The sequence below is a fragment of the Rhodococcus sp. NyZ502 genome, from assembly GCF_041464245.1.
In the GTDB taxonomy this organism is placed as follows: Bacteria; Actinomycetota; Actinomycetes; order Mycobacteriales; family Mycobacteriaceae; genus Rhodococcus_F; species Rhodococcus_F qingshengii.
This window is the reverse complement of the sequence record NZ_CP167155.1, coordinates 353,850-377,055: the sequence shown is the minus strand read 5'-3', so window position 1 is coordinate 377,055 and position 23,206 is coordinate 353,850. Positions and strand designations below refer to the sequence as shown.

Genomic DNA, 23,206 nt, shown 5'->3' with positions numbered 1-23,206 from the left:
ATGTGGTCCACCCAGCGGACCAAGTCTGCTCCAGTCTACTGAGGCATCAGATCTCCGCGCCCACGAATTGGCTGTTGTACAGACGGAAATACGCGCCGCGGGATTCGAGCAGAGCCTCATGGCTCCCCTGCTCCACGATCCGGCCTTCCTCCATCACCACGATCAGGTTCGCATCACGAATTGTCGAAAGACGGTGCGCGATGACAAAGCTGGTGCGGTCGTTGCGCAGAACCGCGGTGGCGCTCTGGACCAGCAGTTCGGTGCGTGTGTCCACCGAACTGGTCGCCTCGTCGAGGATCAGGATGGACGGCTGCGAGATGAAGGCGCGGGCGATAGTGATGAGCTGCTTCTCGCCCGCACTGACGTTGCTGCCTTCCTCGTCGATGACCGTGTCGTAACCCTCAGGCAGAGAGTGCACGAACTTGTCGACGTAGCTCATCTCGGCCGCACGACGAATCTCCTCGTCGGTGGCACCAGGCTTGCCGTAGGCGATGTTCTCGCGGATGGTTCCACCGAACAGCCATGCGTCCTGCAGAACCATGCCGATGCGCGAGCGCAGATCGTCTCGCGTCATGTCGGCGATGTCGATGCCGTCCAAAATGATACGGCCCGAATTGAGTTCGTAGAACCGCAGGATGAGGTTGACCAGGGTGGTCTTGCCGGCGCCGGTGGGTCCGACGATCGCAACCATCTGACCCGGCTCGGCAGTCAGGGACAGGTCCTCGATCAGCGGCTGTTCCGGCTTGTAACTGAAGGTGACGTTCTCGAACTTGACGCGCCCCTTGTCGACCGTGGGCGACTTCGCACTCTTCGGGTCCTCCGACTGCTCCTCTTGGTCGAGCAGCGCGAAGACCCGCTCGGCCGAAGCGACACCGGACTGCAGCAGATTGGTCATCGACGCGATCTGCGTGAGCGGCTGGGTGAACTGCCGCGAGTACTGGATGAACGCTTGCACATCGCCGAGCGTCATCGTTCCGGATGCGACGCGCATGCCACCCACCACTGCGATGGCGACGTAGTTGAGGTTGCCCAGGAACATCACGGCCGGCATGACCAGACCGGAGATGAACTGCGCCTTGAAGCTGGACTCGTACAGATCCTCGTTCTGCTTGCGGAAGCGCTCCTCGACCTCCTGCTGGCGGCCGAACACCTTGACCAACTCGTGGCCGCTGAACGCTTCCTCGACCTGTGCGTTGATTCCGCCGGTGCTCTTCCACTGCGCCACGAAGTGCTTCTGTGAACGCTTCGCGATGAACGCTGTGACCATGATCGACAGCGGAACAGTTGCCACTGCGATCAAGGCGAGCAACGGTGAGATCCACAGCATCATCACCAGAATGCCCAGGACGGTCATCACCGACATGACCAACTGGCTGAGCGTCTGCTGCAAGCTCTGCGCGACGTTGTCGATGTCATTGGTCACGCGTGAGAGAACATCACCGCGGGCATGGGTATCGAAGTACCGCAAGGGAAGTCGGTGAATCTTCTGCTCGACATCCTCACGCAACCGGCGAACGGTTCGCTGGACCACGATGTTGAGCAGATACGCCTGCAACCAACTGAACAGCGACGCACAGACGAACAGCAGCAGCACGATCATCAAGACCTTGCCGACTGCGTCGAAATCGATTCCGGTTCCAGGCACAACTGCCATGCCGGAAACCATGTCCGCGAGCTGACCCTGCCCCGAAGCGCGCAATCCTTCGACAGCCTGTTCCTTGGTCGTCCCCGGCTGGAGTTGCTTGCTGACGATGCCGTCGAAGATCAGGTTGGTGGCGTTTCCCAGGATCTTCGGCGCGATCGAGGAAAGTACGACGCTTGCCGTCACCAAAGCGAAGATCAGGACGACGATCGGCTTGTCCGGGCTCAAGCGACCGAGGAGACGCTTGAGAGAAGGGCCGAAGTTCATGGCCTTCTTGGTGGGATCGCCGCCGCCGGGCGGGCCGATGGGAGGCGAGGAAGTCGGTCGATTACTCATGATGCGTCCTGTACGGCTAGCTGAGAGGCGACGATTTCGCCGTAGGTGGGACAACTGACCACGAGTTCGTCGTGCGTGCCGATCCCCACGATGGCGCCGTCGTCGAGCACGATGATCTGATCGGCTTCCACGATGGTGGAAATGCGCTGCGCGACAACGACGATGCAGGCGTCTTGCGTGACCGGCCGGAGCGCCGCACGCAGCCTCGCATCAGTAGTGAGGTCGAGTGCCGAGAAGGAATCGTCGAACAGATAGATCTGTGGCTTACGCACCAACGCTCTGGCGATGGCGAGTCTCTGACGCTGACCGCCCGATACCGTCGTACCGCCTTGTGCCACCGGTGTGTCCAGGCCTTCGGGCATGGCGCGGACGAAGTCGGCAGCTTGGGCGATCTCGAGGCACTCCCACAGCCATTCGTCGGTAGCTTCGGGGTTTCCGTAGCGGAGATTGGTGGCGACAGTGCCGGAGAACAGATACGGCTTCTGCGGGACCAGACCGATCACCGAACAGAGCAGCTCCGTGTCGATGTCGCGGACGTCGACGCCGCCCACCGATACCGATCCGGAGGTGGAGTCGATCAATCGTGGAATCAGGTTGAGCAGAGTGGTCTTTCCCGATCCGGTGCCGCCGATGATCGCCGTCGTCATGCCGGGTTCGGCACGGAACGTGATGTCGCGCAATACAGGTTCCTCGGCTCCGGGGAACTGGAACTGAGCGCCACGAAGTTCGACGACTCCCGGGTCCTTCAGTTCTCGGACCGGGTTCTCGGGCGGAATCACCGACGAATCCGTGTCAAGCACCTCGGAGATACGTTCGGCGCACACCGACGCACGCGGCAGCATCACCGCCATGAAGGTGGCCATCATGACGGCCATCAGGATCTGCATGATGTAGCTGAGCATCGCGGTGAGCGAGCCGATCTGCATCGAGCCCTCGTTGATCTGATGGCCACCGAACCAGATGACCGCGACGCTGGTGACATTGCTGATCAGCATCACGAGCGGGAACATCAGTGCCATGAGGCGGCCGACGCCGAGTGCAGTCTCCGTCAGCTCACGGTTGGCATCGCCGAAACGCTCTACCTCGTACGGTTCCCGTACAAACGCTCGGACGACGCGGATGCCCGTGATCTGTTCGCGAAGAACACGGTTGACGGCGTCGAGGCGGCCCTGCATGACCCTGAATCCGGGGACCATCCGGGCAATCAGGAAACCCATCGAGACTACGAGCAGCGGGACGCTGATCCCCAGGATCCAGGACAGATTCAGGTCCTGGCGCAGAGCCATGATGATGCCGCCGACGCACATGATCGGCGCCATGACGAGGATGGTGCAACTCATCACGACCATCATCTGCACTTGCTGGACGTCGTTGGTGTTGCGTGTGATCAGCGAAGGCGCACCGAAGTGCCCGACCTCTCGGGCCGAGAACGTCCCGACCTGATGCAGCACCGAAGCCCGGAGATCGCGTCCGACGCCCATGGCGACTCGCGCACCGAAGAAGACGGCACCCACCGAGCACAGGATCTGCGTGAGCGTGACCATCAGCATCATCCCGCCGGTGGAGAGGATGTAGCCGGTGTCGCCTTTCGTCACGCCGTTGTCGATGATGTCGGCGTTGAGACTCGGAAGGTAAAGGGCCGCCATAGTCGAAATAAACTGCAGGACGACAACGCCCGTGAGTTCACCCCGGTACGGCATCAGATAAGTGCGCAGCAGCCTGATCAGCATAGTGAGCGAAGGTTACCAATCCTGGCCGACATGTGCCGCTGGATATTTCGATACACAAAAACTGCTGTGCGCCTTTATTAACCGCGGGGGGTTAATAAAGGCGCACAGCAGAGATCAAGCAGATGCGGACTGAAGCTCCGCTTCCTTTTCTTCACGGAGGGCCTTGCTGAGCTTCTCACCCTCGATGTCGACGTTCGGCAGAATCTTGTCCAGCCACTTCGGCAACCACCACGCCTTGTCGCCGAGCAGTGCCATGACGGACGGGATGATCACCATGCGCACGATGAAGGCGTCGAAGAACACCGCCGCGGCAAGCGCGAAGCCGATCGACTTGATGAACGAGTTCGGTTCCGCGATGAAGGCACCGAACACGGAGATCATGATGACCGCGGCCGCACTGACGACCCGGGCGCCATGGTTGAAGCCGATGGTCACGGCCTCCTTCGCGCTCGCGCCGTGGACGTACTCCTCACGCATACGCGTCACGAGGAACACCTGGTAGTCCATCGCGAGTCCGAACACCACACCGATCAGGAAGATCGGCATGAAACTCACGAGTGGTTGCGGGTTCGAGATGATGCCCAACCAACCGTGCTGGAAGATCGCCACCGTCGCACCGAATGTCGCGAGCACGCTGAGCAGGAAGCCGAGCGTCGCCGTCAGCGGAACCAGGATCGAACGGAACACCAAGAGCAACAAGATGAATGCAAGGCCGACGACGACGGCCAGGTAGGGCACCAATGCATCCTTCAGCGTGTCCGAGACGTCGCCTTCGAGTGCGGTCTGACCGGTGATGCCGTAGCTGACGCCGATCGAATCGTTGAGTCCGCCTTCGGCTCCACGAAGGCTGGACACCAGATCCATCGTGGCGGGGTCGGTCGGACCACTCTTCGGAGTGATCAGTACCTGCGCGGTGTCGCCGGCCTCGTTGACCCCGACGACCTGTGCGTTCTGGACGTCATCGAAGCCCGAGATGGTCGAGACGACCTCCGCAAAGGCCTCCCCGGCGGGAACGCTGGCATCCTTGGCGTCGACAACGGCGATGAGCGGTCCGTTGCGACCGTCACCGAAGCCCTCGTCGATCAGGTCGTATGCCTGACGCGCACTGGTCGCCGGGTCACCGGTGGCCTCCGACGGCAGTGCCAGGCTCAATCCCGTTGCGGGCAGAGCCAATGCGCCCAGAAGCACTACTCCACCGAGCAGCGGCACCAGCGGACGACGGACGACGGCACTGATGAAGCGCAGAGCCAACTTCGGCTTGCCCGAATCTTCGTCTTCGGACTCCTCAGCGCGCTTGCTGAGGAAGGGAATCTTGCCGGCAAAAGCCTTGCGTCCGAACATACCCAGGATCGCAGGCAGCAAGGTCAAGGCGATCAGAACCGCGATCAGCACGGTAAAGGCCGCTGCCGCACCCATATCGGAGAGGAACGGGATGCCGACGACGCGCAATGCAACCAGCGCGATGATGACCGTCAAACCAGCGAATACCACTGCGGAACCGGCGGTTCCGACGGCGCGACCTGCTGCTTCGGCACGGTTGTCGGTAAGGGTGAGCTCATGCCTGAACCTGGACATGATGAACAGCGAGTAGTCGATCGCCACAGCCAGACCGATCATGATCGCCAGCGTCGGAGTCATCGAACTGAGATCCATGAATCCGGTGGCAACCGTGATTCCGAGGCTGCCGATAGCGATACCGATGATCGCGGTGAGGAGCGGAAGCCCCGCGGCCACAAGCGAACCGAACGTGATGGCCAGAACGACTGCGGCAACGGCGATACCGATCAGCTCGGTGACACCACCGGGCATCTCCGCTTCCTGAGCAGCAGAACCACTGACCTGGACGTTGAGTCCCTCGGCCCGACCGACATCGGCTGCGGAGTTGATCGAATCACGCAAGGCCTGATCGAGATCGGCGAAGTCACCGCTGAACGGAACCTCGACGTACCCGACTGTGCCGTCGGCACTGAGCGGCGACAACGCACGCGCGTCGTCCACGGCCTGTGTCTCGGAAGTTCCAGCCGCAGCAGCCTTTTCCTTGAACATCGCAACCATGGAGTCGTTGCCGGTAACCGGATTGACCAACGCCTTCGCGGCCTGTTCCGGAGTGGCAGTCGCCGGGTCCACCTTGGCAGAGTCGGCGACCTTGTCGATGCCACGAATACTCGCGAGCATGTCGTCCATGGCCTTGACGTTCGCCGGATCGGCCAGCGTCGTGCCTGCCGGAGCTTGCACTACGTATCGCGCGCTCAGCGAATCCATAGGATTGGGCGCGTCGGGAAAACGCTCCGCCATCAGGTCTTGCGCCTGCTGCGCCGGGGTTCCCGGAATGGAGAACGAGTCCTTGGTGGGGCCGGACAGAGTCGCTGCCCCGACGCCCATCAGGACCAGGATTATCAGCCAAACGCTGAGGACCGCGCCTTTTCGCCGGTAGGCGAACTTGCCGATCCGATAAAGATAGGTGGCCACGACGGGCTCCTTGCTGTTTCGGTGCGTGTACGTGGACAGGTATTACGTGTGGGGCTCAGAGACGAGACATCTCAGGGACGCGACATCTCAGGGGCAGGCGGCGGCGCGGGCAACCCGGCACGAATCTGCCGAAAAGCGTCGTGAACCAACTCTTCCGGACTGGAAGCCTCCGACTTTCCGCCAGTCCAGACGTCGATCACCGATTTAGCGGCTCCGCCCACCGCTCCCAGGAGGAGCGTCGGGTACAGGTCCTTCTCGGCGTCGGTACCGGTGCGTTCCGCCAATGCCTGAACGACTGCACGGTTGATCCGCTGATGCATGTCTGCGGCATCCCGGTAGAGCGCGGGACTCGAATCCGACAGCAGCCAGATACTTGCCTTCTCACTCCCACTCGGACCTGAGTCGTTCACGATTTCGACCACAAGTTCTTCGAGGACGTCGAGAATTGGTTCGTCCGCGGGCCGTGACGCAAGCGCCTCGATCCACAGGTTCACCGATTCCTCGAAACTGGCGAGCACTGCCTCCTCCTTGCTGGAGAAGTAGTTGTGGAACGTCCTCGTCGACACTCCGGCCTCGGAGGCGATTGCGTCAGCGGTGACGCATTCGATCCCCAGCGCACGAGCGAGCCGTGCTGCCGCGCCGCTGAGTGCGGCACGGGTTGCTGCCTTCTTGCGGTCACGAAGGCCTTGTTCGATGATCACCCCAACACGGTACCGAACTTGCAGACCTCTGCAACTTTGCAGAGGTCTGCAATATTGTGCGATCGAACACACGGCACGGAAACTCGAGGCGTACCTCACACTCACGCACGGCAAATGCCTGAACAGCGCGACGGAGAGAGTTGCGAGCAACTCCGCAGCCTGACGCCGCCTGCCAAGTTGACGCGTGAATCAACATGGCCTGACATACTTTGCGGTGAATTAACCGTAATTTGCTCGGCGAAGGAATCTGATGGACCCGCTCCTGCACACCTGGCCGGTTTCGTCCACGGTGATGCTGTGGGGATCGAAGTCCGGACGAGGCTCCGTACTACGTCTCGTCCGTCTCACCATCGGGTTCTGCTCACTCAATTTCTCGATCGTGGCGTTCCTGTTTCTCCTCAGCGGAGAGGGCCCGGACGGACCGTTTGCGCGCAGTTGGCTCGTCGGCATTGCGGCCGTCAACCTGATCCCTACGATTCTCTGGTTTGTCGGCCGAATCAGAGGTTCACGCATGCTCAAGCTCTACGGACTGTGGGCAGATCTCGGAACTGCCTCGATTCTCATCACCTTCACCAGCCATAACGCCGCCCTCTTCGGCGCGGCACTCTTTGTCGCCACCGGCGCCTACTTCACCTATTTTCTCGATTACCGCTGGTTGGCCTTCCATCTCGCCTTTGCCACGACATTTGTCATCGCCCTGACGGTGCTCGGCCTGACGAACGGCGACTACTCGACAACCAGCGTGATCGCACGCACGGACGTCGTCCTGTGTGCCGTGATCTTCATTCCGGCCACGATTCAGTTCACCTGGCGGCAATTACTCGCGCGCGCAACGGGATCCAAAGTGGATGCGCTTACCGGCCTGTTGAACCGACGAGGACTGTGGGACATGTCGGAGCGCATCTGGTCGGTCGCGTCGGCAAATCGTGCCGACATTGCTGTTGCCGTCGTCGACATCGACAAGTTCAAGGCGGTGAACGACACGTTCGGCCACGAAGTCGGTGACGCCGTCATCATCCGGACCGGAACGCGCCTGCAGGCGCATGTGAACGGTTTCGGTTACGCCGCGCGCACCGGCGGCGAGGAGTTCACCGTTGTGATGATCGGTACTCCGTACGGACTTCGCAAACGAATCGCGACGCTCCCCAAAGCCGTGGTGAACGCCTCCGACGACCCCCTGGCCACGGTCAGCGTCGGCGCAGCGACGCTACCTTTCATCCCACATCAGGAAGAGTTCGACTACAACGAGTTCTCCCGAGCAATCGTTGCGGCCGATCATCTGATGTACGACGCAAAATCCGCGGGAGGCAACACCGCGAACACTGCTCCTATGGCAGTTCCGCGTCGACGGGCACACTGAAACCGGGCTGTATCAGCGCCGATTCCACGCCTCGGGATCTGCCGTCAGTTCGTGAATGAACTCGGGCAACTCTCCACCTGCAACATCGGTGAGTGTGACATTTTCGAGCACAGCACGGAGGTTGACTCGCACTGCAATCCACACCTCCTTGAGGGGCGTTGCCGGTCCCCCGTAGTCGACGTCTTCCGGTCGCTGACCCCGAATCGAAGCCAGCGGTCCTTCGACAGCTCGTATGACGTCGGCAATCGTGATCTCGTCCGCGGACCGAGCGAGCCAGTATCCCCCGTCCGGGCCTCGACGGCTGTTGACCAAGCCGCCGCGCCGCAGGTCCGAGAGCACCGCTTCCAGGAACTTGTGGGGTATTACCTGGGATTTGGCGAGAAACTCGGCCTTGGCCGGGTCAGGACCAACTGCCGCGAGCTCGACCAGAGTCCGCACGGCGTAGTCCACCTTCGCGGTGATATGCACCGGCAATTCCTACCATCGTTCTATGAATAGTCGCAACAAACCTGCGAGTTCTTCGCCGCAAAGGGTTCCCTGACGTTACATTTTAATGCATGATGTAACGATCAGAGCTAGAGAACAGGACAAATCGCGTGTGGGAAACCCTTCTCGAATCATGGAAGTCACTGCTCGAACCGCTCCATGATCCCGTTACGCTCGCAATCCCCGCGTTTGTCATCTTCCTCGCAATCGAATGGTTCGCGGCCCGTGCGCTCGAAGATCATCCCGACGACGCCGACGGACGCGCACGGCCGGCACAGGGCGGCTACCGAAGCGTCGACGCCAGAACCAGCGTTCTACTCGGACTCGTGTCGATCGCAACGAGCACCTTCTGGAAAGTGCTGGCGCTGATCGGCTATTCCGCAATCTGGGTGTATCTCGCTCCGTGGCACCTCTCGCCGACTGCCTGGTACACCTGGGTGATCCTGCTGCTCGGAATCGACGTCCTCTATTACGCGTATCACCGCATCGCACACCGAGTTCGAGTCATCTGGGCCACACACCAGGCTCACCATTCGAGCGAGTACTTCAATTTCAGCACCGCACTGCGGCAGAAGTGGAACAACAGCGGTGAGATCATCATGTGGCTGCCGTTGCCGTTCCTCGGGATCCCGCCGTGGATGGTGTTCGTCGGCTTCTCCGTCAGCCTCGTCTACCAGTTCTTCGTCCACACCGAACGTGTCGGAAAACTCTGGCGGCCCATCGAATTCATCTTCAACACGCCGTCACACCATCGCGTACACCACGGCTCCGACGCCGAGTACCTCGACCGCAACTACGCCGGAATCCTCATCATCTGGGACCGGATGTTCGGAACCTTCGCAGCCGAAACCCACCGGCCCACCTACGGACTCACGACGCCGGTCGGAACGTACAACATCTGGAAGCTCCAAACGCGCGAATATGCTGCCATTGCTCGTGATTGGAAGGCGTCGACATCGTGGCGGCAGCGAGCCGGCTACGTGTTCGGCCCGCCCGGCTGGGCGCCGAAAGCCGAGGTCACTTCAGCAGAATCCACAGCCCCGTCGCACTGAGCAGGAGCAGAGCGACCGCGAGAGTTGCTCCCATACCCAAAGCGGGCGTTGCCTTTTCGGCCGAAAACTGGGCCAACCGCCTGGGCCGCGACCGACGTTCGTAGACCGTCACCGCGACGACGAGCACGGCAGCGACGGACGGGCCGATCAGGGCCACCGACCCGAACGGCGGCAACCATCTCAGACAGGCGGCAGACAAGCCGAGGATCGACAGACTCGTACGCACGAACGAGAGCGATGTGCGCTCGGACTGCAAGCCCTTGTCCGGAGGCTTGACACCTTCCGACGGTTCCAGCGCGGTCAATCAGTTCACGACCTCGACCACCAGGACGGTCGCGCAGATCACCAGCACGATGCCGACGACCGGCGCCATGAGCGGCACCGGCAACGAGCGCTCAGTTCGCAGTGCACGCTCGGCGCTGATCCAGTGGACAAAGGAAGTGATGGCGATCAGAGCACCGCCGACGAGCAACAACGCGGCCAAGCCGGATCGAACCGTCGGATTGAGAATGTCGCCGCCGAACGCTTCGAGTCCGACGCCCGACGCGACGAAGGCCGTTGCAGTGCGGATCCAAGCCAGATATGTCCGCTCATTGGCGAGCGTGAACCGTGGATCGGGGTCTTCGCCCGTTCGGAACGGTCTCCACCGGGGCATCACCTGTTCATTCCGTCCGGGCAGAGATCGCACACTGCCTTCGGAACGGACAAGAAGAAAGGAAGGTCATGTCCTTAATCTTCCCTGCCCGCCCCGAAGCAGTGCGAATCGGGTGGACGTAATTCAGCTCGCGGCGAGTGAGACCAGGAAGTCCACCGAACCGCTGCCGTCGACGGTGACGAAACCGAGGGACGGAGGCTCGACTCCGAAATCGGTCCAGGTGACCGGAATCGAGCCCGATGCGATCAGCGAATCACCCGAATGCAGCACGGTCATGTCGACCGACACCGGCTTGGACTGACCCTTGAGCGTCAGCGTTCCTGACACCGTGACCGTCGCCGTTGTTCCGTCCGTCGGTACAGCAGACAAGTCCACCGGCGAGTCGATCGTGAACGTCGCCGTCGGATACGTGCTGGTATCCATCACATTGCCCGTGAACTGGCCGTCGCGCCGATCCGAGTCGGTCTTGATGCTTGCCACCTGCACCGTTACTTCGCCGGAAGTGAGCTTTTCACCCTCGACAACCGCGTTTCCGCTCACCTCGCCAGTGGTTCCGACGACGGTCACACTCGATCCGTTGAGAATCTCATGCACGGTGTACCCAGCTGCCGTCTGGTTGTCCCCCTGCCCGGCGACGACGGTCCATTGCCCGTCGATCGACCCGGACGCCGCCTCCGCGCCCTCAGTGGACACCACGGCCGCCGGTGCATCGTCTTCAGCGATGAACTTCCCGTACGCCCACGGCCCCACGAGCAGGGCGAGTACGACCACAACTACTGCTCCGCCGATCCACCAGATCTTTTTCATGGGCTCGACGATAGTTGCAGCTTCAACAGTTGTCAGGACTTACGACCTGGGAGAACCCTGTGAAAGTGCTCCACGACCACCGAAGGCGAGCCACATCTACAGCCATTAGTAATCATTTGGTAAAGTCGACTGTGCATTCCGGCCCCCAGCCTGGAATGCCTGGGCCGTGCGCATCGAATCATGCATCGATCCCGATGCGCACGGTCTGCCCGAAACACGAATCACACCGATCGAGGGAGCTCGCGATGGCGGACCTGACGCTCCTGACCGACGACGAGTTACGCGAGCGTCGGATCGCCCTCAGTCGATCCCTCACTACCGCAGCAGATTTGATCCCCACCCCGCCACCTTCGTTCTTCGAGAAGCTGAAGCAGGACATCGATGCCGCCGCTGCAGAGTGGATCGCCCGCCGCTCCTGAACGTTCGAATTGCGCACACAGAACCGGTTTTCGATTTCCTCACCGGTTCACCCCGCAAGGGTGATGATGCAGCGGACGGTCACCGGCACCATGACTTCATGGACTCCCCGACCGACTCAATCGCACAAGGTTTCACGCCGGCACACGCTCAACTGGCGAGATCGGCCGGAGTTCCAGCAACGCTCGCCGCTGAGAGTTACGTGGAAGCCCTCGCCCGGATCGTCTATTACTGGGGCTATCCAGCTGTGGACACCTTCGGCCGTACAAACATGTGGGAGATCATGGATGGCAAGACCGGACTCCAACTCGGTCTTCTGCCAGGCGCCGCCAAGAATTACACAGGTGCCCTCACCGACTACATGAGCCCGGCGCAGCGGTGGGTCGTCTCACCCAACAACGACACGATCTACGGCGCAGGATTCGCCGATCTCACCGACGAAACCGCAGTGATACAGACCCCGACCGAGGTACCCGACGGCCATTACTGGACTATCCAGATCGTCGACGTGCTGACCAATGTGACTCACCAACTTGGTTCGGCGACAGGCACTCCCGGCGGAAAGTTCCTTCTGGTCGGACCTGATTGGGATGGCGAGTTGCCGGAAGACTTCCTCGATGTGCTTCGATCACCGACGAACGTGGCTGGTGTCTTCCCTCGCAGTTTCGCAGCACGTTCCGAGGCGTCCAAGCAGCAGGCGCGGTCGGTACTCGACCAGATCGGCATGTACCCCTTCAGCGAGGATCGACCCGGCCCGCGGTCCTTCGGCTACGAGGCCCACGCCGCGAACTCGATCTACCCTCAGGGCGTCACCGCCGAAATGTTGGCGGTCGATCCCGACGCCAGTCGACCTCAATGGGTGAAGCCGGAATCTTTCTGGACCGATCTTGCAGCAATGCTCGATTTCAACCCGACCATGGGCGCAGCAGACACCCCGATGGCTGATCAAGCCAAGACGCTTGTCGCACTGTATCGTTCGGACAAGTCGTACCGAGCGCTGCTCGACCGCGCCGCGCTCCGCGCCGACGTCGCCCTCCATCAATCGGCGAGCTACGTCCAAACCGGGGTCGACGCAGGCAACGGATGGCAACGGCAACGCAACAGTGGCCTGTGGGGCACCGACTGGTTCGGACGGGCGCTCGCGGCCGTCATCTACATTTACGTCAACGACTTTCACGAGGCTGTCTACCTCATCCGGGGTACCGACCACGACGGAGCGTTACTCCACGGCCGCGAGCGGTACACCATGACCTTCACAGAAGACGCACTCCCACCCGTCGACCGCAGTCGCGGCGGCTTCTGGTCTCTGACCATGTACGACAAGGACGCATTTATGCTCGCCGACGCACCGGGTAACCGCGTCAACCTCGGCACCGTCAATCTCGACGCGGGCGATCTCGTCTTTCGTGACGGGAAGCTCACCTTGCACCTGTCTCACGACGAGCCGACCGATCCGGATGCTCGTGCCAACTGGCTACCCGCTCCGCACGACGAATTTCGACTGATCATTCGCAGCTATGTCCCCGACAAATCAGTCCTCGATGAAACCTACCGATTCCCTGACGTCGTCCGAGCAACGGGACTATAGGCGCCACCAAGCACAAAAAAGCTCCCCACCTGCGTGAACAGGTGGGGAGCTTTGGCGGTGGCGGAGGGATTTGAACCCTCGGACGGGGGTTACCCGTCACACGCTTTCGAGGCGTGCTCCTTAGGCCGCTCGGACACGCCACCGTTGGTGACTTTACCGGATGGAGTGCCCGTGGCTGAAATCGCCAGGTGGAGCGGTATTACGTGAGCTTGTCCTTGATGCTGGACGCGGCGTCCTTGACCTTCTCGCCTGCATCCTTGACGGCCGATTTCACCTGGTCGCCCTTGCCTTCGTTTTCGAGGTCCCGGTCACCGGTAGCGCTGCCAGCAGCTTCCTTGGCCTTGCCCCCGAGGTCTTCGGCCTTGTTCTGAGCCTTGTCTGCGATTCCCATGAGTACTCCTCTGTGAACGCGAACGAATCGCCTTCCGACGATCCGCCGATGCCCTGACGGCATCTGCCTCCACCATGCCCTCGATTGATGGATCCGGCTACCCGAGTGTGCGACCACTCTCGATGGGGAATACCGAATTCAGGCCCGCTGCTCGCGGAAGAAATCTTCCAAAAGCCCAGCGCATTCGTCCTCGAGGACCCCGCCGCGCACCTGCGGCCGATAGGTCAATCTTTTATCTCGAACTACGTCCCATAATGATCCGACGGCTCCGGTTTTCGGCTCCCACGCCCCGAAAACGACCCGAGAAACCCGGGCGAGGACCAGAGCGCCCGCACACATCGTGCATGGCTCGAGGGTCACGGCAAGCGTCGCACCTTCCAGGCGCCAGCCGTCACCGTAGGTTTTTGCGGCAGCACGCAACGCGAGGATTTCGGCGTGCGCGGTCGGATCGGACGACGCTTCCCTGGCATTGGAGGCCCGAGCAACTTCGACGCCGTCTGCGTCGAACACCACTGCCCCGACCGGGACGTCTGCGTCGGAGGCGGAACGTGCGGCCACGATGGCCGCACGGATCATGCGCTGGTCGTCAGCGAGAGTCATCTAGCGCGGGAGCTTGTCGAGCGCTGCGCCGAACTCGGATGCGAACCCGAGTCGCTGCGCGATCATCCCCAACTGCTCGTCCGGATAGAGATCGGTCTCGGCCGCGATGACGGCGAGCACGGGTTCCGGCAGGCCCAGATCGGCCAGCACGGACAGATCGCCCTCTTCCCAGGGTTCGACATCGTCGAGGTCGTCCGGGTCGATGTCGGGAATCTCGATGTGCAAGGCGTCGAGGACGTCGGCTGCGATGTCGTAGTCGATGGCGGCGGTCGCGTCGGAAATCAGCAACTGCGTGCCCGACGGCGCCGGACGCAACACGATGAAGAACTCGTCGTCGACGTCGAGAAGACCGAAGACGGCACCCGAACTTCGCAGCTCACGCAGCTGCGTTTCGGCGGCCGAGAGCGAGGTCAACGCGTCGGGCGTCAGTGCCTTGACCGTCCAACGCCCCTCTTCACGGACCACCGCGACACCGAAGCCTTCAAGCTCCTCCGACTGGTTCGAAGAGGCGCTCTTGTTACCCGCGCGCTGTGCACCCATGGCGCAACGGTAGCCCGCCTGGTGCCAGTGAGTGAAGTCCGAGCATCGATGTGCCAACCTGAACTCGTGTCTGCGATCGATTCCGCCCCACCAGTCTGCGTTCTCGGCCTCGGATTGATCGGCGGTTCGCTACTTCGCGCCGCCGTCCGATCCGGCCGCCGGGCGTGGGGTTACAACCGTTCCAGCGAGTCCGCCGACGCGGCCCGAGCCGACGGTTTCGACGCCGACACCGATCTGGTTTCAGTGCTGCAGAGAGCAAACGAAAGCGGCGCGATCATCGTGGTCGCCGTGCCGATGCCTGCCGTCGACGCCACCTTGGAGGCAATCGCCGCGCATGCGCCCGACAATCCGATCACGGACGTCGTCAGCGTCAAGGGTGAAGTGAAGGCCGCGGTCGAACGAGCGGGCTTGAGCGCCAAGTTCGTGGGCGGTCATCCGATGGCGGGGACGTCAGCTTCGGGTTGGGCGGTCGGGGATGCCGATCTGTTCGTCGACGCGGTGTGGGTCGTTGCCACCGACGAGGGCGTCGACGCAGACGTGTGGTCGCAGGTCGCCGACCTTGCACTCGACTGCGGCTCGGTCGTCGTGCCGGCCGAATCTCTGGAACACGATCGAGCAGTCGCGCGAATCTCGCATCTGCCTCACCTGCTCGCGGAAACGCTTGCGATCACCGGAGCTGCCGGAGGCGAACTGGCTCTCGGGCTGGCTGCCGGATCATTTCGCGACGGCACTCGCGTGGCCGGGAGCGCTCCTGGCCTGGTGCGGGCGATGTGCGAGGGCAACCGCGACGCCCTGCTGGTCGCGCTGGACGAGGCGCTCGACCTTTTGCAGGGCGCACGTACCGATCTGCTCGACAACGGCTCGACGGCACGATTGGTGGACGCAGGGTTCGCGGCGCGCGGCGCCTACGAGTCGCACGAGCGGTGGGACATCGAAGACGTTCAGGCCGGAGAACCCGACTGGATCAACCGGATGCGAGACGCCGGTCGACGCGGCGGCGTCATCCGGCGATCCGCAACCTAGAACTACGCAACCTGGAGATACGAAACCTAGATACGAGTTGCCAGACCCGGGTAGTCGAGGACAAAACCTTCGGTGTCGACGGACAGCGTCGAGCTGGACACCGGGGACAGCACACTGATTCCGTCGGCGCCGGAGCTGTAGGTGATGGTCGCACCCTCGACGCGCAGGTCGAGGAGATTGACGTAGACGACCGGGACCTCGGCGTCCTCGATGTCGTTCTGCAAGCCGACGCGGCGGATGGGCAGCGTGTTGAAGAACGGGCTGAGGATCACGTCGACATCGAGTGCGCCATCGAACGCAGAGCGCTGGTGACTGGCGCCGTTCTCGACCATCCAGGTGCCTTCTTCGTCCCGGCTGATCGACATCTGACGCTCACCGGCGGCCAGGGCGGTCCGCACGGACAACCGGCGGGTGATGCCAGCCTCGTCGGTGACCAGGTCGTACGACGCGCTGAATGCCGGGTGCTCACTGCAGGCTCCACCGATGATCCGGCCGGAAGCCTTGATGCGATTTCCGTTCAGCTGCACACGAACAGACTCCATACGAGGAGCGTTGTGGGCCTGCCAGGTCAATACCGCGGGCCAGGACGCGTCACCGGAAGGTTGGATGCTCACCCGACCACGGTAATGGACGAACGGGCACGGAGCACCGCTGGTTCGGGTTATTGCTTCGATCAGGGACCTTTTAGGGACTTCGATCGGCCCCGAAGATCTCGATGTAAGGCGTTTCACAACGGTTCTTCCGTAAGGAGCACGCCGCGGACCGAATAGTTGGCAAACGGTGTCGGAGTTCTCGAGTACCGTGCTTCTAGGTCGGTTCGTGAGGAAGGGTGCTGTGACGTCGTCGCGGAGCATGGTGGGTTTGTTTGCCGGTATCGGTGGTCTCGAGTTGGGGCTCTCGGAACATGGGTGGAACACCGAACTGCTGTGTGAAATCGATCCGGGCGCGCAGGCGGTTCTCCGTTCGCGTTTCGCCGACGTGCCGTTGCACGGTGACGTCACCAAACTTCGCGCGCTGCCCAGTGACATCGAATTGGTGGCCGCCGGTTTCCCCTGCCAGGACCTCTCTCAGGCCGGCAAAACGGCAGGCATCACCGGCGCACGCTCAGGCCTGGTGGACGAGGTGTTCCGTCTGGTCAAGCGCAAGAAGGGCCCGCGCTGGCTGTTGATCGAGAACGTTCCGTTCATGCTCCAGCTCGGCAAGGGCGCCGCCATGCGGCACATCACCGACGCCCTCGAAGACCTCGGATACACCTGGGCGTACCGGGTGGTCGACGCCCGCGCCTTCGGACTCCCCCAGCGTCGCCAGCGAGTCATCATGCTTGCCTCGCGCACAGATGATCCCCGCGAAATCCTGTTCGGCCAGGACGCCGGCGAGCGCCTGGGTGGCGATCCCGCGGACTACCCCTGCGGCTTCTACTGGACCGAAGGCACTCGCGGTCTCGGATGGGCCGTCAATGCCGTGCCGACGCTCAAGGGCGGCTCGTCCGTCGGCATCCCCAGTCAGCCGGCAGTCCGGTTGCCGTCAGGTGAGATCGTCACTCCCGGTCTAGTCGATGCCGAGCGACTGCAGGGTTTCGATCCCGACTGGACGCTGCCGTCCGTCGAGGTTCCCGGCCTACGCCACAGCCATCGCTGGAAGCTCGTCGGCAATGCCGTGAGCGTGCGGATGGCGTCGTGGGTCGGTGGCCGGTTGAGCGATCCCATCGAATACGACGCCGCGGGCGAGACGCCACTCGAACCGGGCGACGCCTGGCCGAGTGCGGCCTGGGGCCGTAACCGCCAGGCCTTCCGCGTCCATACCTCGACCTGGCCGGTCCAGTACGACTACGAGGATCTGAGCGGCTTCCTCGAAGACACGCGGTTGCTGTCGGCTCGGGCCACCGCCGGCTTCCTCAAGCGCGCACGCATGGGTAATCTTCGGTTCATCCCCGGTTTCATCGAGGACGTCGAAAGCCATCTCGAGCGGATGGGCGGATACCCCGAGGCCGCAGCATGACGGACTCGCTGTTCCCCGAACCTGAAACGCTGTTTTCCGAACCGGAACACGAACCACTGTGGAGTGCACTGCAACTCGCGGGCGACAAGCCCCCGGCCGACGCCGATCGCGGCGAGAAGAAGAACTACGCCCAGCGACTGTCCAATCAACTGGCACAGACGGTGGCCGACGCTCTGCGTCCGCTGTATCCCAACATCACCCCGACGGCGTCCGGTGAAGGCCAGGAGGCAACAGTCGATGTCGCCAAGGGCCGAAAGCGCTTGGACGTCAAGGCACTCGACCCCACTCTCGGCCTGATCCTCTGCGTCTCCATCAAGACGTACAACTTCCAGGACTACAGTCCCCGCAGCGGCAAGCTGGGACGGTGGACCAAGAACATCGTCCGCAACGACCACGAATTGCGTGGCGAGGCAATGGTTCTGCATCAGCGTCAGCCGTACAGCGTGTTGGTCGCCGTCATGTTCGAGCCGTACGCCACGTGCGACGACGGCGACCCGACCAAGACCAGCGACACCGGCAAATCCTCTTTTGCACACCACGTCACGACGCTCTCGAAGCGCTCGGGTCGGGGCAAGCGCGCGGTGGTCGGCGTTCCGGGAAAGGCCTGGGTGGATCTCGGCGCCGAAGACACGCGCTACGACCTCTTCGAGAAGGTCTACATCGGACTCTACGAACCCGATGGTGCAGTCCGGTTCTTCGACGTCGACGAACCACCGCCGCGCAACGGCCGCCCCACCGAGAGCCAGACTCTCTCGTTCACCGACTTCGTGACCGTCGTGCACGGTGAAGTGGAGCGTCGCAACAGGTTTGCGCCTACCTGGTCCGATCCCGAAGACAGCGACGATTCCGACGGCTGAGAGAACCACGGTGCCTGCGACGGATCCTGCCACCAGCGCTCGGATGAGCGCTCAGCGTCGGCGCGACACCAAACCCGAAATCGCACTTCGACGCGAGCTTCATCGGCGCGGACTCCGGTACTTCGTGGACCGAGCGCCGATCAAAGGTGTTCGCCGACGGGCCGATCTGGTATTTCCACGCCGCAAAGTCGCGGTGTTCGTGGACGGATGCTTCTGGCACAGCTGCCCGCAGCATGCGACGTTTCCCAAGAACAACGCGCAGTGGTGGACGGACAAGTTGGCCGCCAACGTGGTTCGAGACCGCGACACCGATGCACGTCTGGCAGAGCAGGGTTGGACCGTCATCCGCATCTGGGAGCACGAAGATCCGCTGGTAGCGGCCGAACGCGTCCAGAAAGCCCTGCTCGGTCCGTAAGCTCGATTTCGTGAAGGAACGCAACGTTGCGCGGTGGGGTTTGGTGGCTGCGCTGGCTCTGGGCGGAATCGTCTACTCGTCGTGGATTCTCGAATTCTTCCTGGACACCGGCCTCGACCCGGTGACATCGTTCCTCAGCGAACTCGATGCCGAGAACCAGAAATACCGCGATGTCTTCGGTAACGCCGATGTCCTGTCCGCAATCTTGATGTTGATCTCCGGAGCGCTGGGCCTGCTGATCACGCCCCGGCGAAGGCTCTACGTCACGGGCTGGATTGCGCTGGCAGTGTTCGGCATCGCGACCATCGCCGACGCGTCGTTCCCCCTCGAATGCTCGGGCGAGGGTTGCCCGTCGAGCGCACCCGACGGTCTACTTCCGCAGCTCCACCATGTTCACGCGTTGACGAGCAGCGTGGCGGTCTTCGCGATCTTCACCGCGATGATCGCATTCACCGTGGGAGCGTTCAGGTATCGCGAGCACCCTTCTTTGCGGACGACGGGTCTGACCATTCTGATCCTGACTTCCCTTGCGACGGTGTGGATGTTGACGACCAACAGCATCGAAGTCTCCGGCGGCGGTAATCTCGGACTGGGTATCGCTCAACGTGCGCAGGTGCTGGGAATGTCGTTGTGGTTGTGCACCCTGGCATTTGCGATGTCGAGGCCGCCATCCACCGGGCTCCCGGCGTCGCCGCGCTGACAGGTTTTCCGGCAAGCGATTCGGGCGATCCTGGAACTACAACTGAAAATGGCTGCCCCGAACTAGCGAAGGTGTGCCCATGTCTCTCGCGTCGTCGTTCTTCGCCCATCCGCACCAGGCGTTCACTGCTGGTTTCTATCGCAACGAATCCTTCGACTTCGAGCTACGAGTCGTTCTCGGGCAAGCCACCTTCGGCGCGGCAGACACCGGCGAAGTGCTCTCGGCCATCGCTCACGTCGGCGAGAAGGACCTCGAAGGCTGGTACGAGGCCTGGCTCGACCTCGGTACACGGGTATTCGGGCAGGCCGTAGAGGCAGCCGAGGCCGGGCATTCGCGAAGCGCGTCCAACGCGTACCTGCGGGCGGCGTCGTACTTCGGTGTGGCGATCAACGCCGTCGACGGTCTCAGCGACGATTCGGTTCTGGTCCCCACTTTCAAACGTCACCGACAGGCGTGGGACCGCTTCGTCGACACCACCGCCCAGCCCGTCGAACGCGTCCGGATCCCTTACGAGGACACCTACCTTCCCGGGTACTTCTTCCGGCCGCCCGGCGACGTGCGACGGCCGACTTTGATCATGGTGAACGGTAGCGACGGCCCGATCAGCGGGCTGTGGGGCAGCGGCGGTGCCGGGGCGCTCGAGCGGGGCTACAACGTGTTGATGTTCGACGGTCCCGGTCAGCAGTCGATGCTCTTCGAGCGCAACATCCCGTTCCGTCACGACTGGGAAGCCGTCATCACGCCCGTCGTCGACTATCTCGTGGACCGGCCGGACGTCGATGCGTCGAAGCTGGCGATGTACGGGATCAGTCAGGGCGGGTACTGGGTGCCCCAGTCGTTGGCGTTCGAGCATCGGATCGCGGCAGCGATCGCCGATCCGGGGGTCGTGGACGTGGCCGCGTCGTGGCTCGCCCACATCCCCAAGAACATGCAGAAGCTACTCGACGAGGGAAAGTCGGAGGCCTTCGACCGCGACATGGCGATAGGGCTGGGAATGAAATTCTCCAAGGACAGCGCCCGAATCTGGCGTTTCCGAGCGCGTCCGTACCTCGCCGACGGCTACTACAACACTCTCGCCGAGGTTCGGAAGTACCACCTCGAACACGTCGCCGGCTCGATCTCCACTCCCCTGCTCATCACCGATCCGGAAGGCGAGCAATTCTGGCCCGGTCAATCCAAGCGGCTTGCCGCCCTCGCCGGCGGACCGACGACGGTGGTTCCCTTCACCGCTGCCGAGGGCGCGAACTTCCACTGCCAGCCCATGGCGAGGCGTCTGACTGATCAGCGGATGTTCGACTGGCTCGACGAGCAGTTGGATCTCTGAATCAGGACACTTTCTCCTTTTTCGTCAAGAGAGTGGCGAGCATCGGCAGCAATAGAACGGTGATCGCCCCGGCCGCGACAAGAATCGACGCGTTGTCCGAGGACATCTGATGCGCGTCGACGGCCGCGCCCGTGACCGCCACGATCATGGGCAGGCCGGTAGCCCCGTACAACGCGACTTGCGCACTTTCGCGCGTGGTGAAGGGTGGTTCGACCTTCTCGAACTTGGTCACGAAGAACACCGGCACGCCGCGGACTACAACGATCAGGATCAAAAACGCAATCAGTATGCCGGGACTGGCGGCGACCGCCGAGACGTCGATCGCCATGCCTGAAGTGATGAAGAAAATCGGGATGAGGAACCCGAAGGCGATCCCGTCGAGCTTGATCTCGAGGCGCTCGTCGCCCTCTGGCATCAGTCGCCGCAGGATGAAGCCGGCCGCAAATGCACCGAGAATGACGTCGAGTGAGAACACGGCCGACAGCACTCCGAGGCTGACCAACAACAGAACGGTGAGGCGGACCGTCGTCTGCGCCGTCGTGTCCGCCCCTGCCCGCACCAGGCGATGTGTCCACGAGCCTTCGTGAATCAGCTTGCCGGGCAGCACCGCAACGATGACAGCGATCAAGGCGAAGACGGCAAGAACGATCAGCGACAGTACGGCACCACGGGCACTCAGCAGCACCGCCATCGCGACGACCGGCCCGAGCTCGCCGACGGCCCCGTGGTTGAGGACGGTCTTACCCAAGCGTGTGTCGAGGAGTTTGTTGTCCTTGAGGATCGGCAGCAGCGTGCCCAGAGCGGTCGACGTCATCGCGATGGCAACAGCGGCTTCGGCGGAGATCACGTTCCTCATGCCAAGCAGCGCGACCACCGTGAACGCCAGCGCGAGGCAGAACAGCCACGTGTAGAGCGCTCGACGTCCGCCGCGCCCACTGAGTTCCTGTCGGTCGATCTCGTAGCCGGCGAGCAGGAACAGCATGCCGAGGCCGAGTTCGCGGAGGATTCCGATCGCTTCGCTGTCAGCTGCGATGTTGAGGGCGAACGGCCCGACCACTGCGCCCGCGACCAGTAGCAACACCACTTCGGGAACCAGTCGACGCGGGATCAAGCCCGCGACTATCGGCGCGATGGCCGCGATCAGCGCAATCCAGAACAGCGAGGAGGCAATTGAAGGCACGGATCATTGTCGGACAAAACCGACCACTCTGCACACATTGCGACCGGTCAGTCTGGTAGAAGTATCGAATGCTCACCTAGTAATGCGTGAGCAATCCCACGTGAAGGAACGGCCATGACACAACCCCCGCAGGACCCTAACCAGCCATATGGCCAGCCGCCTCAGCAGCCGTACGGGCAGCAACCCCAGCAGCCCTACGGACAGCAACCACCGGCTCAGCAACCTTATGGACAGCCTTATCCAGATCAGTCTGGCGCGCCGTTCCCGGGCCAGTACGCTCAGCCGGCCGGTGGATTTCAGCAACCGCCGCCTTCACCGGCGAAAAAGAAGAAGTGGCCATGGGTCATCGGAGGCATCGTGGCGTTCTTCGTGATTGTCGCGCTCGCCACTGGCGGCGGGGACAAAGACAAGGAAGAATCCGCCGCGGCCCCCACAACCACGCAAGCCGCGGCCAACGGTGCCTCCGTGGCCGCAGTTGCCCCGGCCGAAGCTCCCAAGGAAACGAAGTCTTCGAATCCCGGAATCGGCGAGGAAGTGCGAGACGGAAAGTTCGGTTTCGTCGTGACGGGTATCGAGACCGGCCTCACGACGATCGGCGACAATCCCTACTTGCAAGAGCAAGCTGAGGGTCAGTTCGTACTCGTTCACGTCGAGATCACGAACACTTCCGACAAGCCCCAGGCTTACTTCGGATCCAATCAGACCTTGATCGACACCGAAGGTCGCGAATTCACCAACAACACGATGGCAGCGATCAATATCGACGCCGAAACCGCGATCGGCGGCGACATAAACCCCGGCATCACACGGAAGACCACCATTGTCTTCGACATCCCGACCAGTGCCACCCCCAAGGAGATCGAGGTACACGACTCGATGTTCTCCGGTGGCGCCACAATTTCGCTTCAGTAAACCCGGAACAGTAAGAACGACGG

24 protein-coding genes and 1 tRNA gene are annotated in these 23,206 nt (G+C 62.3%); 11 read left to right on the top strand and 14 right to left on the bottom strand.

The genetic code is table 11. From position 1 onward, the window contains the following. Positions 1-46: 46 nt before the first annotated feature. The 4 genes from ACBG85_RS01805 to ACBG85_RS01790 all read right to left on the bottom strand — a co-directional run bounded on the left by ACBG85_RS01805 (position 47) and on the right by ACBG85_RS01790 (position 6,878). The gene (locus tag ACBG85_RS01805; RefSeq protein WP_083059278.1) at positions 47-1,978 is read right to left on the bottom strand and encodes an ABC transporter ATP-binding protein; all 1,932 of its coding nucleotides are present in this window, start codon (positions 1,976-1,978) and stop codon (positions 47-49) included. Next, positions 1,975-3,708 (bottom strand): ABC transporter ATP-binding protein, encoded by a 1,734-nt coding sequence (locus ACBG85_RS01800; RefSeq protein WP_083059276.1) that lies wholly within the window; start codon positions 3,706-3,708, stop codon positions 1,975-1,977. The genes ACBG85_RS01805 and ACBG85_RS01800 overlap by 4 nt, the downstream gene beginning before the upstream one ends. A gap of 114 nt (positions 3,709-3,822) precedes the next feature. After that, positions 3,823-6,177, bottom strand: a complete 2,355-nt coding sequence (locus tag ACBG85_RS01795) for an MMPL family transporter (RefSeq protein WP_372025959.1) — start codon at positions 6,175-6,177, stop codon at positions 3,823-3,825. Positions 6,178-6,248: 71 nt separating this feature from the next. Further along, the gene (locus ACBG85_RS01790; RefSeq protein ID WP_007731646.1) at positions 6,249-6,878 is read right to left on the bottom strand and encodes a TetR/AcrR family transcriptional regulator; all 630 of its coding nucleotides are present in this window, start codon (positions 6,876-6,878) and stop codon (positions 6,249-6,251) included. Positions 6,879-7,128: 250 nt separating this feature from the next. On the opposite strand from ACBG85_RS01790, the gene ACBG85_RS01785 reads away from it, so the two are divergent. Further along, positions 7,129-8,238 carry a GGDEF domain-containing protein gene (locus ACBG85_RS01785; protein ID WP_054826421.1) on the top strand — a complete coding sequence of 370 codons (1,110 nt, stop codon included), beginning with the start codon at positions 7,129-7,131 and terminating at the stop codon, positions 8,236-8,238. Positions 8,239-8,250: 12 nt separating this feature from the next. On the opposite strand, the gene ACBG85_RS01780 is transcribed toward ACBG85_RS01785, so the two are convergent. After that, positions 8,251-8,706, bottom strand: a complete 456-nt coding sequence (locus ACBG85_RS01780; RefSeq protein ID WP_003943908.1) for an Rrf2 family transcriptional regulator — start codon at positions 8,704-8,706, stop codon at positions 8,251-8,253. Between the two features lie 128 nt (positions 8,707-8,834). Here ACBG85_RS01780 and ACBG85_RS01775 point away from each other — a divergent pair, with 128 nt between their 5' ends. Continuing rightward, entirely contained in the window at positions 8,835-9,776 is a 942-nt protein-coding gene (locus ACBG85_RS01775; protein WP_003943902.1) for a sterol desaturase family protein, read from the top strand. Here ACBG85_RS01775 and ACBG85_RS01770 read toward each other — a convergent pair. The 3 genes from ACBG85_RS01770 to ACBG85_RS01760 all read right to left on the bottom strand — a co-directional run bounded on the left by ACBG85_RS01770 (position 9,742) and on the right by ACBG85_RS01760 (position 11,238). Then, a complete protein-coding gene (locus ACBG85_RS01770; protein ID WP_003943794.1) occupies positions 9,742-10,080 on the bottom strand; it encodes a DUF202 domain-containing protein in 339 nt (112 codons plus the stop codon). The genes ACBG85_RS01775 and ACBG85_RS01770 overlap by 35 nt on opposite strands. After that, positions 10,081-10,431, bottom strand: coding sequence for a YidH family protein (locus tag ACBG85_RS01765; RefSeq protein ID WP_003943804.1), 351 nt, complete (start codon positions 10,429-10,431; stop codon positions 10,081-10,083). Positions 10,432-10,554: 123 nt separating this feature from the next. Then, positions 10,555-11,238 (bottom strand): YceI family protein, encoded by a 684-nt coding sequence (locus tag ACBG85_RS01760; RefSeq protein ID WP_003943876.1) that lies wholly within the window; start codon positions 11,236-11,238, stop codon positions 10,555-10,557. Between the two features lie 245 nt (positions 11,239-11,483). On the opposite strand from ACBG85_RS01760, the gene ACBG85_RS01755 reads away from it, so the two are divergent. Further along, positions 11,484-11,657, top strand: a complete 174-nt coding sequence (locus ACBG85_RS01755) for a hypothetical protein (RefSeq protein ID WP_003943953.1) — start codon at positions 11,484-11,486, stop codon at positions 11,655-11,657. A gap of 98 nt (positions 11,658-11,755) precedes the next feature. After that, positions 11,756-13,243, top strand: coding sequence for a DUF1254 domain-containing protein (locus ACBG85_RS01750; RefSeq protein WP_231915696.1), 1,488 nt, complete (start codon positions 11,756-11,758; stop codon positions 13,241-13,243). Between the two features lie 52 nt (positions 13,244-13,295). Here ACBG85_RS01750 and ACBG85_RS01745 read toward each other — a convergent pair. The 4 genes from ACBG85_RS01745 to ACBG85_RS01730 form a co-directional block, all read right to left on the bottom strand. Next, a tRNA-Ser gene (locus ACBG85_RS01745) sits at positions 13,296-13,386 on the bottom strand. A gap of 56 nt (positions 13,387-13,442) precedes the next feature. Further along, on the bottom strand, positions 13,443-13,634 hold the full coding sequence (locus ACBG85_RS01740; RefSeq protein ID WP_003943869.1) for a CsbD family protein: 192 nt from the start codon (positions 13,632-13,634) through the stop codon (positions 13,443-13,445). A gap of 138 nt (positions 13,635-13,772) precedes the next feature. Next, positions 13,773-14,234, bottom strand: a complete 462-nt coding sequence (locus ACBG85_RS01735; RefSeq protein WP_003943976.1) for a nucleoside deaminase — start codon at positions 14,232-14,234, stop codon at positions 13,773-13,775. Continuing rightward, a complete protein-coding gene (locus ACBG85_RS01730) occupies positions 14,235-14,774 on the bottom strand; it encodes a tRNA adenosine deaminase-associated protein (RefSeq protein WP_003943823.1) in 540 nt (179 codons plus the stop codon). Between the two features lie 48 nt (positions 14,775-14,822). Here ACBG85_RS01730 and ACBG85_RS01725 point away from each other — a divergent pair, with 48 nt between their 5' ends. Then, the gene (locus ACBG85_RS01725) at positions 14,823-15,797 is read left to right on the top strand and encodes a prephenate dehydrogenase (protein ID WP_054827397.1); all 975 of its coding nucleotides are present in this window, start codon (positions 14,823-14,825) and stop codon (positions 15,795-15,797) included. A 26-nt stretch (positions 15,798-15,823) separates the two neighbouring features. Here ACBG85_RS01725 and ACBG85_RS01720 read toward each other — a convergent pair whose 3' ends face one another. Then, complete coding sequence (locus ACBG85_RS01720; protein ID WP_073512852.1) at positions 15,824-16,411, bottom strand: putative glycolipid-binding domain-containing protein; 588 nt, start codon at positions 16,409-16,411, stop codon at positions 15,824-15,826. A 238-nt stretch (positions 16,412-16,649) separates the two neighbouring features. On the opposite strand from ACBG85_RS01720, the gene ACBG85_RS01715 reads away from it, so the two are divergent. The 5 genes from ACBG85_RS01715 to ACBG85_RS01695 all read left to right on the top strand — a co-directional run bounded on the left by ACBG85_RS01715 (position 16,650) and on the right by ACBG85_RS01695 (position 21,091). Next, a complete protein-coding gene (locus ACBG85_RS01715) occupies positions 16,650-17,795 on the top strand; it encodes a DNA cytosine methyltransferase (RefSeq protein ID WP_030535749.1) in 1,146 nt (381 codons plus the stop codon). Then, positions 17,792-18,652 carry a hypothetical protein gene (locus ACBG85_RS01710; protein ID WP_116057427.1) on the top strand — a complete coding sequence of 287 codons (861 nt, stop codon included), beginning with the start codon at positions 17,792-17,794 and terminating at the stop codon, positions 18,650-18,652. Before ACBG85_RS01715 ends, ACBG85_RS01710 begins: the two co-directional genes overlap by 4 nt. A 10-nt stretch (positions 18,653-18,662) precedes the next feature. Next, a complete protein-coding gene (locus ACBG85_RS01705) occupies positions 18,663-19,067 on the top strand; it encodes a very short patch repair endonuclease (RefSeq protein ID WP_030535751.1) in 405 nt (134 codons plus the stop codon). A gap of 10 nt (positions 19,068-19,077) precedes the next feature. Beyond that, entirely contained in the window at positions 19,078-19,767 is a 690-nt protein-coding gene (locus tag ACBG85_RS01700) for a DUF998 domain-containing protein (RefSeq protein WP_007731663.1), read from the top strand. 79 nt (positions 19,768-19,846) lie between these two features. Next, positions 19,847-21,091: an alpha/beta hydrolase family protein gene (locus ACBG85_RS01695; RefSeq protein WP_372025951.1), complete on the top strand. Its 1,245-nt coding sequence runs from the start codon at positions 19,847-19,849 to the stop codon at positions 21,089-21,091. A gap of 1 nt (position 21,092) precedes the next feature. Here ACBG85_RS01695 and ACBG85_RS01690 read toward each other — a convergent pair whose 3' ends face one another. Continuing rightward, entirely contained in the window at positions 21,093-22,271 is a 1,179-nt protein-coding gene (locus ACBG85_RS01690) for a cation:proton antiporter (protein WP_003943855.1), read from the bottom strand. 357 nt (positions 22,272-22,628) lie between these two features. Between ACBG85_RS01690 and ACBG85_RS01685 the strand changes: the two genes are divergently transcribed. Next, positions 22,629-23,183: a DUF4352 domain-containing protein gene (locus tag ACBG85_RS01685; protein WP_372025948.1), complete on the top strand. Its 555-nt coding sequence runs from the start codon at positions 22,629-22,631 to the stop codon at positions 23,181-23,183. Positions 23,184-23,206 lie beyond the last annotated feature (23 nt).

Coding starts and splice junctions, on each gene's coding strand:
- ACBG85_RS01805 (WP_083059278.1), bottom strand. CDS start 1,978: ATGAGTAATCGACCGACTTCCTCGCCTCCCATCGGCCCGCCCGGCGGC.
- ACBG85_RS01695 (WP_372025951.1), top strand. CDS start 19,847: ATGTCTCTCGCGTCGTCGTTCTTCGCCCATCCGCACCAGGCGTTCACT.
- ACBG85_RS01725 (WP_054827397.1), top strand. CDS start 14,823: ATGTGCCAACCTGAACTCGTGTCTGCGATCGATTCCGCCCCACCAGTC.
- ACBG85_RS01785 (WP_054826421.1), top strand. CDS start 7,129: ATGGACCCGCTCCTGCACACCTGGCCGGTTTCGTCCACGGTGATGCTG.
- ACBG85_RS01750 (WP_231915696.1), top strand. CDS start 11,756: ATGGACTCCCCGACCGACTCAATCGCACAAGGTTTCACGCCGGCACAC.
- ACBG85_RS01710 (WP_116057427.1), top strand. CDS start 17,792: ATGACGGACTCGCTGTTCCCCGAACCTGAAACGCTGTTTTCCGAACCG.
- ACBG85_RS01755 (WP_003943953.1), top strand. CDS start 11,484: ATGGCGGACCTGACGCTCCTGACCGACGACGAGTTACGCGAGCGTCGG.
- ACBG85_RS01730 (WP_003943823.1), bottom strand. CDS start 14,774: ATGGGTGCACAGCGCGCGGGTAACAAGAGCGCCTCTTCGAACCAGTCG.
- ACBG85_RS01740 (WP_003943869.1), bottom strand. CDS start 13,634: ATGGGAATCGCAGACAAGGCTCAGAACAAGGCCGAAGACCTCGGGGGC.
- ACBG85_RS01735 (WP_003943976.1), bottom strand. CDS start 14,234: ATGACTCTCGCTGACGACCAGCGCATGATCCGTGCGGCCATCGTGGCC.
- ACBG85_RS01760 (WP_003943876.1), bottom strand. CDS start 11,238: ATGAAAAAGATCTGGTGGATCGGCGGAGCAGTAGTTGTGGTCGTACTC.
- ACBG85_RS01765 (WP_003943804.1), bottom strand. CDS start 10,431: ATGCCCCGGTGGAGACCGTTCCGAACGGGCGAAGACCCCGATCCACGG.
- ACBG85_RS01715 (WP_030535749.1), top strand. CDS start 16,650: ATGGTGGGTTTGTTTGCCGGTATCGGTGGTCTCGAGTTGGGGCTCTCG.
- ACBG85_RS01800 (WP_083059276.1), bottom strand. CDS start 3,708: ATGCTGATCAGGCTGCTGCGCACTTATCTGATGCCGTACCGGGGTGAA.